11 protein-coding genes and 1 pseudogene are annotated in these 11,780 nt (G+C 44.5%); 4 read left to right on the top strand and 8 right to left on the bottom strand.

From position 1 onward, the window contains the following. Nucleotides 1–240, bottom strand: a pseudogene (locus JFC07_RS01590) (IS982 family transposase); the annotation flags it as partial. Between the two features lie 123 nt (nt 241–363). On the opposite strand from JFC07_RS01590, the gene JFC07_RS01585 reads away from it, so the two are divergent. Then, the gene (locus JFC07_RS01585) at nt 364–1,056 is read left to right on the top strand and encodes an esterase/lipase family protein (protein ID WP_198327932.1); all 693 of its coding nucleotides are present in this window, start codon (nt 364–366) and stop codon (nt 1,054–1,056) included. A gap of 51 nt (nt 1,057–1,107) precedes the next feature. Here JFC07_RS01585 and JFC07_RS01580 read toward each other — a convergent pair whose 3' ends face one another. From JFC07_RS01580 to JFC07_RS01560, 5 genes are all read right to left on the bottom strand, one after another. Next, complete coding sequence (locus tag JFC07_RS01580) at nt 1,108–2,436, bottom strand: ribonuclease D (RefSeq protein ID WP_198327931.1); 1,329 nt, start codon at nt 2,434–2,436, stop codon at nt 1,108–1,110. Nucleotides 2,437–2,578: 142 nt separating this feature from the next. Continuing rightward, a complete protein-coding gene (gene recR / locus JFC07_RS01575) occupies nt 2,579–3,172 on the bottom strand; it encodes a recombination mediator RecR (RefSeq protein ID WP_144297116.1) in 594 nt (197 codons plus the stop codon). Between the two features lie 121 nt (nt 3,173–3,293). Beyond that, complete coding sequence (locus JFC07_RS01570) at nt 3,294–3,623, bottom strand: YbaB/EbfC family nucleoid-associated protein (protein ID WP_068404078.1); 330 nt, start codon at nt 3,621–3,623, stop codon at nt 3,294–3,296. Nucleotides 3,624–3,713: 90 nt separating this feature from the next. After that, a complete protein-coding gene (locus JFC07_RS01565; RefSeq protein ID WP_198327930.1) occupies nt 3,714–5,033 on the bottom strand; it encodes an O-succinylhomoserine sulfhydrylase in 1,320 nt (439 codons plus the stop codon). 329 nt (nt 5,034–5,362) lie between these two features. After that, complete coding sequence (locus JFC07_RS01560) at nt 5,363–5,530, bottom strand: hypothetical protein (RefSeq protein ID WP_198327929.1); 168 nt, start codon at nt 5,528–5,530, stop codon at nt 5,363–5,365. A gap of 2 nt (nt 5,531–5,532) precedes the next feature. Between JFC07_RS01560 and JFC07_RS01555 the strand changes: the two genes are divergently transcribed. From JFC07_RS01555 to dusA, 3 genes are all read left to right on the top strand, one after another. Further along, complete coding sequence (locus JFC07_RS01555) at nt 5,533–7,203, top strand: phospholipase D family protein (protein WP_198327928.1); 1,671 nt, start codon at nt 5,533–5,535, stop codon at nt 7,201–7,203. Between the two features lie 91 nt (nt 7,204–7,294). Further along, the gene (locus JFC07_RS01550; protein WP_198327927.1) at nt 7,295–8,596 is read left to right on the top strand and encodes an MFS transporter; all 1,302 of its coding nucleotides are present in this window, start codon (nt 7,295–7,297) and stop codon (nt 8,594–8,596) included. Nucleotides 8,597–8,863: 267 nt separating this feature from the next. Continuing rightward, the gene (dusA, locus tag JFC07_RS01545; RefSeq protein WP_198327926.1) at nt 8,864–9,835 is read left to right on the top strand and encodes a tRNA dihydrouridine(20/20a) synthase DusA; all 972 of its coding nucleotides are present in this window, start codon (nt 8,864–8,866) and stop codon (nt 9,833–9,835) included. A 98-nt stretch (nt 9,836–9,933) separates the two neighbouring features. Here dusA and JFC07_RS01540 read toward each other — a convergent pair whose 3' ends face one another. Beyond that, the gene (locus tag JFC07_RS01540) at nt 9,934–10,722 is read right to left on the bottom strand and encodes a CPBP family intramembrane glutamic endopeptidase (RefSeq protein WP_227678222.1); all 789 of its coding nucleotides are present in this window, start codon (nt 10,720–10,722) and stop codon (nt 9,934–9,936) included. A gap of 74 nt (nt 10,723–10,796) precedes the next feature. Beyond that, entirely contained in the window at nt 10,797–11,684 is an 888-nt protein-coding gene (locus JFC07_RS01535; protein WP_198327925.1) for an alpha/beta fold hydrolase, read from the bottom strand. Between the last annotated feature and the right edge of the window lie 96 nt (nt 11,685–11,780).

Here is an 11,780-nt window from a genome sequence, read left to right as displayed (position 1 = left end):
ACAGGGCAAGTTTGGAAACTCCCGCTTCATCATGCCAAGCATGTGATGGTAGTAAAAAGACTTAAACTGTCGATACCGCAGTTGATGAAACAGTACCAAGATGGTCATCATCTCTGATACACTTATCTTGCATGCTCTTAGCCGTTGACGGCCCGTTGCGATTAAGTGAGCCTCAAACTCAGGTTTGAATTGCTGATAAAAGTCGTCAATATGGCAGTATAGTTCGGTTAGGTTGTCCATGTAAGAAGTCCTTTTTGCTTAAGTGGTCTTGGTAAACTTACTTTAGCAACTTTGGACTTCTTTTTTTATCTTTTTTTGAGCCCTTATCCCGAACTGGGGTTAAAATAACTTTTGGACAATAACATGCAACAAAAAAACCGCGTTATTCTGATTCATGGTCTGCATCAAACCGCTTGGATTATGCGGCCATTAGCCAAACGCTTGCAAGCCGCAGGATTTGATACTTATCAATTTGGCTATCGTAGTCTGCGTGATGGCATCAAAACCAATAGCGCACGGCTCAATCGTTGGCTAGAAGAAAACCACCATCCTGACCAGCCAATCGATTTAGTCGGTCATAGTTTGGGTGGTTTGATTATTCGTGATTTCGTTAATGAATATCCACAATGGCAAATTGGGCGCTGCGTAACGCTCGGGACACCGCATTTAGGTAGTGTTTGTGCAGATTATATTTGGCGCTTATCCCCAGTGGTAGTGGGGCGTTCGTACGTCGATGCGCTAGATGGAACCGTCGCGCCCTTACCGGAGCATATTACCTTAGGCGTGATTGCCGGTAATCGTCCTTATGGCTTAGGGCAGTTATTTTTGCAGTATCATAATCGCAAACTTTGTAAGACAAATAATATGCCATCAGCAGAACATCTACTACACGATGGCACAGTATATATAGAAGAAACTAAAATAGAGGCAGCCACTGATCATATTGTCTTGCCCGTCTCGCATACTGGCATGCTGGTCGATAAAACAGTGGCCGCACAAACCAAGTATTTTTTACAACATGGACAGTTTGACCATAGCGAGCTTAAGCACTTATAAATGTTAAGCACTTATAAATGTTAAGCACTTATAAAAGCTAGTTTTTATCGCTTAGCGAACATTGATACCCATACCCTGCTGCAACTCGGTTTTATGCTCTTCAATCACCGGAATCAAAGTTTGCATCACCCACTTATTGCGCCAACCTTTTAACCCTTCAGGCAACTCGCTTATTTCCTTATCAAAAGCAATCACTTCATAGAGCTGCGCGAGCCATTTTTTACGCATCAAGACATTAGCAGGCACACCGATTTTTTCTGCTTGCGCATCGATTGCTTGTTGCACAGCTTTTGATAAGACTTTGTTTTTTGAACGATACGGTGGCAGTAGACAATCCGGATGCTCAGCAGGATGCAGGTTTTTGGCTTCTTTAATCACCTTGAGCAACTCTTCACCATAGAGACGCAGCATACTACGATGCATGGTAGTTTTGTGCGCAAGCTCGCGCATACTGCTTGGTTTTTCTGTAATAATCTCGCGTACTGCTTGTTTTTTAATGACAAAGGTACGCGGCTGATTGGTCGCGCGTGCTAGCTCCTCGCGCCATGTTGCCACTGCTTGCAATATCGCCATCTGCTCAGAGGTATAACGATAATCTGCCATCGTTAGATACATCTCATCATCGGCCACATGCTGCGCGTCATATAAGTCACTGGCATACAGCTGACAATCTGCCCACACGTATTCAAACAGCCCTTGCTTTTTCAGCTCATATTCAAGGCTTAGATAAAGCGCTGGCAAAAAACGCACGTCATCTATCGCATACTGCTCTTGCTCATCTGATAGCGGACGTTTCAGCCAGTCCGACTGACTTTGTTCTTTATCGATATGCATATCTAATTGGTCATCAAGCGCCTGCTGATAGCCCATTTGCAATTGGCCAGTTAAATATGACAGGGCAATTTGCGTATCAAAAATATTGGTCAACGGCGGGCAGTCAGACAATAGATAAAAAATACCCAAGTCTTCACCGCAGGCATGCCAAATCGCCACATCTACTTTAGCCAAGGCCTGCCATAGCTCAGCCAATTGCAATTGCGGTGCATCCAATAAATATACATGGTTGCCAGTATTCAGCTGTACCAGTGCCAAGCGCGGATAGTAGGTATCGCGCTTGATAAATTCAGTATCTAACGCCACCCGACCGCAAGTTGCCAACGCTTCGATAACTTCAGCCAAATCATCCTGCTTACGTACCCAGGTAACAGCCGCGTCATCAGCGGCATCTAACAACGCATCGATATTTGGCTTGGGTGGCAAATCTGTGGGCGCTACCTCGTCATTGACTGATGGTTTTGATAGCTCATCATCAGTAGCAGTATTATCTAAGCGGTTTGATTGGTTAGAAGTAGTTAAAGCTGTTGAAACATGGTTTGACACGGGCAGATACCTGCTGAAATAGAAGAAAATAAAACGCTAAACCGCGCCTTAATACAATGAAAAAAGAACTATAACAATATCATAAAATCAGATGAACAAAATTTTGTTTTAAAAAAGCAGTAATACCAAAGAGACAGAAATACTACAAAAATGAGCGATTTTGCATGGCTTGCCCAAGGGTCATACTATCAAGGTACTCAAGCTCGCCGCCCATCGGTACGCCTTGCGCCAAGCGGGTGACTTTATTGACATGACGACCAACCGCCTCACTGATAAAGTGTGCCGTCGTTTGACCTTCGACCGTCGTACCAGTCGCTAAAATTAGCTCTTCAACCGGCTCTTGCTTCACCCGCCAGACCAGCTGATCGATATTTAGATCATCGGCGCTGATACCGTCTATGGGCGATAAATGCCCGCCCAACACAAAATAACGCCCACGATAGCCTGCGGTTTGCTCGATAGCCATCACATCGGCGGCGGTTTCGACCACGCATAACAAGCCATCATCACGCCGTGGATCTTGGCATAATGGACAAACTGCCTCGTCGCTAAAACTATGGCAGCGCTGGCATTCGACAATATCACGCATCGCCTCATCAAGTGCTTGCGCGAGCGCCATGCCTTGGGGGCGTTTTTTGGTAAGCAAATGCAATGCCATACGTTGGGCACTTTTTTGCCCCACGCCCGGCAAAATACGTAGCTGTTTGACCAGCTGATCAAATTTGGCTGTCAGCAAAGTAACTTCCTTTATTTAACTTAATTTATAAATCGTAGCTATAAAAATGGGGTCGTATCGTGTCGATAACAACCCCATTTTTGTGGTCAATCAGCAGTTTTTAGCGCTTATAATTCGCTATTTAGAACAGACCTTGCATACCTGGTGGTAAGCCCATACCTGAGGTCGCACCAGCCATTGTTTCTTCATACAGCTCATCCGCTTGACGCACCGCATCATTGATGGCAGCAGCGATTAGGTCTTCAATCATATCTGGCTCGTCTTCCAATAAACTTGGATCAATGGTCAAACGCTTAACCACGTGGCGACCAGTCATAGTGACTTTAACCAGACCACTGCCCGCTTCGGCTTGCACTTCTTTATTGGCCAATTCTTTTTTAGCGTTTTCAACGTTTGCTTCGACTTTCTTTTGCATCGTTTGTGCTTGTTGCATCAATGCTTGAATATTCATAGTTGCCTCTTTTATTTTGTATTAATGCGTATCATTATAAAACGTTATTCATCACTAAATCTGATGTTAATGGCGATTATACCTTGATCTTTACAAACTGTCTAAACCACGCGCCAAATCTTTGATGATATCTTCCACATCTTCTAAGCCTACCGACAGGCGGATGAGACTATCATTAACGCCTGCTTCTGCGCGCGCCTCAGGCGTCAAGCGAAAATGGGTAGTGGTCGCGGGATGGGTAATGGTGGTTTTAGCATCGCCCAAATTATTGGTGATAGAGACCATTTGCGTTGAATCAATCACATGCCACGCTGCGGCTTTTGCGTCCCCAATATTTGAATCAAGGCTTTTTGAATCAGAGCTAGCTGACGACTTAACTTCGAAGCCCATGATAGCACCATAGCCACCTTTCATATGATGTTGGCGCGTCGCAAGCTCATGTGCAGGATGGTCGCTTAATCCTGAAAAATGCACGGTGCTGACGTTAGGATGATTGACCAAAAATTCTGCTATTTGATTGGCATTTCGACAATGCGCTTGCATACGTAATTTCAGCGTTTCAAGCCCTTTAGTAAAGACCCATGCGTTAAATGGGCTCATACTGATACCACCTGAACGAACCACAGTAAACGCCTCTTGCATCAGCTTATCGCTACCGACTAAAGCGCCGCCCAATACCCGACCTTGACCGTCTAAATATTTGGTTGCAGAATGAATGACCACATCCGCGCCCAAATCTAATGGGCGCTGCAAGGCTGGTGTGGCAAAGCAATTATCAACGACCAATAAGATATCATTGGCTTTACACAGCTCGCTCAGATAGCCGATATCACAAATTTGTGCAAGCGGATTGCTCGGGCTTTCACAATAAATAACCTTGGTATTTGGCCGCACAGCTTTTGCCCAAGCGTCATTATCGAAGCAATCGACATAGCTGACTTCAACGCCAAACTTTGCCATATAGTTATTAAACAAACCAATCGATGAGCCAAATAATTGATTGGCGGCGAGCAAATGATCGCCAGCTTTAAGATACGCCAAACACATGGTCAAAATCGCGCCCATACCTGAGGCTGTCGCCACCGCACGCTCGCCGTTTTCGAGCGCCGCCAAACGCCGCTCAAAGGTGCGCACGCTCGGATTGGTATGGCGCGAGTAAACGTTACCCGTTTTGCTACCATTAAAATGCGCGGCAGCGTCCACCGCTGATTCATAGACATAAGAGCTTGTGGTAAAAATAGCCTCTGAATGCTCGCCTTCATCAGTGCGATGCTGCCCTGCTCGTACGGCGATGGTTTGCATGCCATAATCGAGTTCTAGATTGAGCGCGTCATCGCGCCAGTTAGGGTCTACTTTATTTGTCTCTGTTTTATTTGCATTGCTATCATCATGCATTTGCGACTGGCTCATAAATTTTCCATTGCACTGGTTATTATTAAACATACGGCTTATTTTGACTATAAACAGCATTTGTTCGCGTTATCATAGCATGGCAACTTATTCCAAACAGCTGGTTTCAAAGCCATGCTAAATATTATTTTTGCATAGCGGCTAGTCATTATTTGTCATTAAACCTTTGTGGTTGAACAGCTCGCACTAAATATTTGAGCCAAAATAGCTTGCTGCATTTCTAATGACACATTGCAAGCGCAAACGGTGACTGTGCGATATGTAAATCACAGCCAAATAAATCGCCGCAACCAAAAAAAATAACGTATTTGCAATAGGCATAGATGGCGTCAGCTGTTAAGCTTAGCGGCGCTGCGAATATTGCTTTGAGCAATAGGATTTTGAACAATATAATTATACGCGCCATACTCAGTGCTACCATCGGTAAAAATAGCCAATAAATCAAGCCCACTTTTAACCCGTGCTTTATACAATTCAGGTCCACTAAGGTCACTCATTTATGTCGATGTTCAGTATAGAACCAAGTAACTTATCGTTGAGCTTAACTCTCGGCCTTACCTTAGGTCTTAGTGGATGTCAGAGTTTGCCAAAGCAGCCGCATTTGCCTGAAAGCCAAGCTTTATCCGCGCGTATCGACGCTTTATATCAACAAGAGGGTCACGAGCAAAATAGCAATCAGAAAGACGGCCAACAAAACAGCCAAACTACCAATACAAAAACGGATAGCACTGACTTAGTCGCCGCTATCAGTGAACAGAACGAGATTCACCCTGATTTATCGGGTTATCATCCGATTGTGACAGGTGCCAACGCTTTTGCTTCACGCAGTATTTTGACCAGCATGGCCACGCGTAATATCGACGCCCAATATTATATTTGGCACGATGACCAAGCCGGACAGCTGATGCTAAAGGACTTATGGGACGCGGCCGAGCGCGGCGTCATCGTTCGTTTGTTGTTGGATGATTTTAATAATAGCGCCAAATTTGATCAGCATTTATTACGTTTTGCCAGCCACCCGAATATCGCCGTACGTATTATCAACCCATTGATGTACCGCAAATTTCAAACCTTAAACTTCGTAACAGGTCTACCGCGCATTAATCGGCGCATGCACAATAAAAGCATGACCTTTGATAAGCAAATCACTATTATTGGTGGGCGTAATATTGGTGACGAATACCTAAGCAATGACAAAAACAGCCAATTTGCCGATTTAGACGTTTTGCTCATCGGTAAAGTAGTCGCTGACATTGACAATAGCTTTGCCAGTTATTGGTCAGCGCCAATTTCATTTGATATCCAAACCCTTGCCACCCTTGATAAAGGTGAAACCACGGATTTTTTGGAAGGTTTGGACAAACTCAGAGCTGATGAAAAAAACAACAGTAAGAGCAGCTTAGACGTCTATAAAACGGCTATCGAAGATTCCTCTATTGATAGTGACTTAATCAATAAGCGCGTGCCCTTTCGCTGGACTGACATGCAGTTTTTAAGCGATGACGTCGGCAAATTGACCAAGACTGTCCCAGCCGATACCAATTTGGTACATCAGCTGCGTACTTTATTGGGCAGTCCAACCAAACGCCTGACGATTATCTCATCCTATTTTGTCCCCACCAAAGACGGGGTCAATACACTGGTCGAGCTGGCAGAAGCTGGTATTGATATTAAGATCTTAACCAATTCCTTTGACGCCACTGATGTGACCGCGGTGCATTCTGGCTACAGTCAATGGCGCCCAAGCTTATTGCGAGCTGGGGTAAAAATCTACGAGCTAAAATCAACCGCTTCTGAAGAAAAACGCGAAAACAAGCTTTGGAAAGCGCGCAGTCAATCGTCTACCAGCCTGCATGCCAAGACTTTTGCCGTTGACGACTACCAAGTATTTATTGGCTCATATAATGTCGATCCGCGCTCCGCCAATATTAATACCGAGATGGGCGTCATTATCAATGACGAGGAGCTGGCAAAACAATTGCATAGTGCGCTCAGCGATGAATTATTGGGTCAAGCCTATGAAATTAAGTTGTTAGAAAATGGCAGCTTGCAATGGCATACCGTAGAAGCTGGTGAAAAGGTTGTTTACGATTCAGAGCCGCGCGTCGATATTAGTGATCATGTTTGGTTGGCCATCATGTCATGGCTACCGATTGATTGGTTGTTATAGATAGCCAATACTTTTATCGCACGACTGTTATTTCATACGCTTTATTTACCCATTCTAATCAACCCCTCTTTAAGTGGATGCGTGATCTATTATGCCTTCTCGTTCTCAATATGCTCTGATGTCTTCTAAAGATAGAAACGCTGTGCTTTTTATCTGCTTTAGCAGCGCAGTCGCGTTCTTTGATTTTTTGATTTACTTATATCTTGCTGATATCATCGCTGCCGCCTTTTTTCCTGCTAATACCAGTGCGGCGATGGCTAAAATACAAGGGCTTGGGCTATTTGCGATTGGGTATTTGGCACGTCCGTTTGGCGGGGTTATCTTTGGGCGCTTTGGTGATATCAGTGGACGAAAACCGATATTATTAATGAGTATTTTGGTGACCGCTGCAAGCTTGCTGGCGATGGCCTGCTTGCCAACGTATGCGCAATGGGGTATGGCTGCGCCTGCTTTATTCATTATTTTACGCCTGATACAAGGAATGGCGTTTGGGCTTTTTGCACCGCTGGCTTGGGTTTTTGTGTCAGAGCATGTGCCGCGCCAATATTTGTCAGTCGCCTGTAGTTATGTAACGGCAAGCTTTTTTGTCGGTGTACTATTTTCCAACGCCTTTTTTCTTTGGCTAACCAACTCCATGACCACCGAGCAACTGGCCGCTTATGGCTGGCGGGTACCATTTTTTATGGCGGCCATCCTAAGCGTGGTGCCTTTTTTGGCGTGGCGCTGGATAGATGAATCGCCGTTTTTTATCGCCATGAAAGCTGCAAAGCCGCGTGATTATATTGCCAAACCCTTTATCCTGCTCTTTAAGCATTGTAAGCATTCTATCTTTATCGGCTTGCTACTTACCTTTATCATAGCCAGTATCACCACCGTTATCATTCTACTCCTACCCGATTTAATTGAGCTGCGTTTTACTTTGGATAATGATTTATTTGGCTTTTCACACAGTTTAGGCATCGTATTTATGATTCTCGGCTGTGTGTTTTACGGAATCATATCCAACCATCAAAACTTTGGTAAAGTATTGGCCATTGGTTCTATCTTGTTGATTGCACAAATGTTTGCATTCTTTTATCATCTACAAGCAAGTGGCGATTACATTCTTATCATGTATGCGCTGTTAGGGTTTTGTGCGGGTATTGTGGGCATGGTTCCGGCCATTTTGGTACAATTATTTCCCACCAACGTGCGCCTGACAGGTATGGCACTTTGTTATAATGTTGCTTATGGGATTGTCGGAGTGTTGGTGCCTTTTGGGCTTGGTTACGCCACTTTATATATCAGCTTTTCGCCTGCGCTATACATTGCCTTTGTAGGCTTTATCGGCATTATCATGGGCATTTATTTTTATAATTTGCCTGAATTCAAAAAAATTGATGAAGTGATTTAGAGAATAATTACTGAGCTTTTCCCTATTTTTGCTTTGTTATTGATTTTCCTATTATTTAACTTATATGGATAGAATAATCAAAAGGCGTCATGAAAATAACACTCATGGCGCTTTATCTATTCTCCTTTTAAACACATTTAAAAATGCACGTAAAAGCAAGGTCGGTTCGCAATAAAATTGGCAAATTGATGAATATCGACGTGAGACTGGTATAACGATTTTAAAACGACCTACTATATGCATGCATAATAACGAGGCTTTACCCTAATGGTTGATATGACCAACAAACGACTCTCTGTTGCTCCTATGATCGACTGGACAACGACAGATTATCGCTACTTTGCACGGCTGTTTAATCCGCATGTTTATCTTTATACCGAGATGATTAGTACTGGTGCGCTGCTCTATGGCAATCGCGCGCGGCATCTGCGCTTTGATACGCTTGAGCATCCACTGGTGCTACAGCTTGGCGGTGCCGATAGTAGCGAGATGGCCCAATGTGCCCAATTTGCGCAGCAGCATGGCTACGATGAGGTCAATATCAACGTCGGTTGCCCCTCTGATCGCGTCCAGCACAATAAAATTGGCGCCTGCCTCATGGCAGAGCCGCAGACGGTTGCTGATTTGGTCAAGCACATGCAGGCAGCGGTCGATATTCCGGTGACCGTTAAACATCGTATTGGTATCGACGATTTTGATAGTTATGAGTTTATGGTAGATTTTGTCGAAAAAGTCGCAGCGGCAGGTTGTACACGCTTTATTGTTCATGCCCGTACGGCGTGGCTACAGGGCTTGAGCCCGAAGCAAAATCGCGAAATACCGCCACTGCGTTATAATGATGTTTACCGTCTCAAACAAGACTTTCCAACGCTTGATATAGAAATTAATGGCGGTATCGAAACAGTTGCTGATATTAAAACGCATTTACAGCATGTCGACGGGGTGATGATTGGACGGGCGTTTTATCATAACCCGTACTTGTTGGCAGAAGCCAACAGTTTATGGGGCGCGCCGATTACTAAGCGCTCGGATATTTTAGCGCAATTATACCCTTATCTAGAAAAACAAAGCGCTAAAGGTGAAGCACTACCAACGATGACGCGGCATTATTTAGGGTTGTTTCAAGGCTTAACAGGTGCGCGCAAGTGGCGACAGGCATTGAGCGGTAAACCGCAGCTAACGATAGACGATATTAAACGAGCCGCTGAAGAAGTCTTAGCCTTAAATCCAGATGCCTAGTCATCAATCACTATAAACATAAAATAACAGCTAATGGGTGCATAGCTAGTTGATAAAGACATTCATCAATTAGCTATTTGACGTTTATATATAAACCTTTAACTAATTTCCGCTAAATACTGCGCCATCGCGGCGCCATTATTAACAACATGTAACAGCATCGGTAATACTAGCGAGCCTGATTTGATACGCGCATAGCAAAATATCAATGCCAATACCACAATGGTGCCGATTTCATAAATGCCATATTGCAAGTGAATCACCGCAAATATCACGCTGGTCACTAAACTTGCAACTATTGCGCCGCGATGCTCTGCGTTGGCTACGTTTGAGAACTGCTCAGCAATAGCCGACCATAATAATCCACGAAATATAAGCTCTTCATAAATCGGCGCGACAATCACCATGGCAAATATCAATAACCAAACTGAGCTGACAGACTGATATAAAGGGTCGACGAAGACCAACGGTGATTCATTGAGCAGGTAAGTTAACGCTTGACTGCCAATCATAAACATCAGCAATAACCCTAACATACCGATGCCAACCGACCATGAAAATGGCTGTAGCGCCAGATACTTCCTTACATTGCCGCCCCTCACCCGAATCAATAAAGCGCTGACTGCCACCAGTAATACACAGCCGATAATGATAGAAAGACTGACCACCGTACCATCATTACTGCCGAAAAAGAAAATATCGCCCATAGTAGCGTTTTTAGTAGCGGGCAATATAAGCTTTCCGGAGATATAGACGCCGATTAATTGACTGATAAAGAACGTCACTACCATGACTATCACTAACAGCAACGCACCCAAGCGTGAAAATAGCGGCGCAGGATTGAGTGCTGTGATCTTAATAGATGCGGTGGTCGCTTTTTTTAGCATAAATCGTCACTCAAAAAAGTGTGCTAGCTGCTCACATTACATTTATCCTAACCTCTAGGATTCACAACCATCGTTTATTTTGGCAATTGCTTTTTGATAAGCTCAAGCACTTGACGCGCCACCGACTCTGGGTGCTCAAGCGGGAACATATGGCCGCCAGCGTGGGTTTCATAATCGATATTCAGGCGTGATTTGATTTGCTGCGGGAAGCGGCGCTTGAGAAAGATACTATCTTCACCAATGATAAGCGTCACTGGCGGCTTTGGTGCACGGTTTGGGGTCAGCCAATACCATGACGGGTTGGTGCGAAACACCTCAACTTCGCTGGCTTTAGGGATAGCCAAGGTTACTTTGCCGTCCGCACGCTCATGTAAACCATGCTCGATATAGCCTTGAAAACTACGCTCATCGAAATCTTTAAAAAAGCCTTTATGACGCAGCTTATCATAAGCGTCTTCGCGGCTATCCCAGATATCACGGCGATGCTTAGACACGCCCGCTGGCGACAGCTTATCCATCAAGCGATTATTCATCAGCGGTAATCTATCGGCGTTTTTTGCCAAATGCCAGAGCAGGCTTACTTTGCCATAAATCCACGGTGGATCCATCAGCACCGCTTGCGCAAATATCTCCGGCGCACGGTATAACGCCTGCATAGTACACATGGCACCAAGCGAATGCCCAACGCCTACTAACTGACTCACCCCATGCTGCTCACACGTGCGTTTAACGCTATCAATAATCTGCTGGGTCAGGCTTTGCCAATGGTTATCTACTGGATAATCGGGCGTATTCCCCAGCATAGGGATATATTCAATGGTAAAAAATTCAGCAAGCGGGGCAAAAAACGGCGCGTAAACGGCGCTTGGCATACCATTGGCATGGGCAAAATGAATGACAGGTTTTTGGGTTATCTTAGACTTGGGTAGTGACGCAAAGGTCTGTGGATTAATGGCACTCATGACAAGCTCTCAGTAATTTAAATAGCTGTTTATTATAATAATCGAAATTTATATACAATTAAGGCTGAGCATAATCATATACTCAGCCTTAACAAT

The sequence above is a fragment of the Psychrobacter faecalis genome (assembly GCF_016107575.1).
Lineage (GTDB): Bacteria > Pseudomonadota > Gammaproteobacteria > Pseudomonadales > Moraxellaceae > Psychrobacter > Psychrobacter faecalis.
The sequence above is the reverse complement of the archived record's forward strand: the minus strand, read 5'-3'. Positions and strand labels throughout refer to the sequence as shown.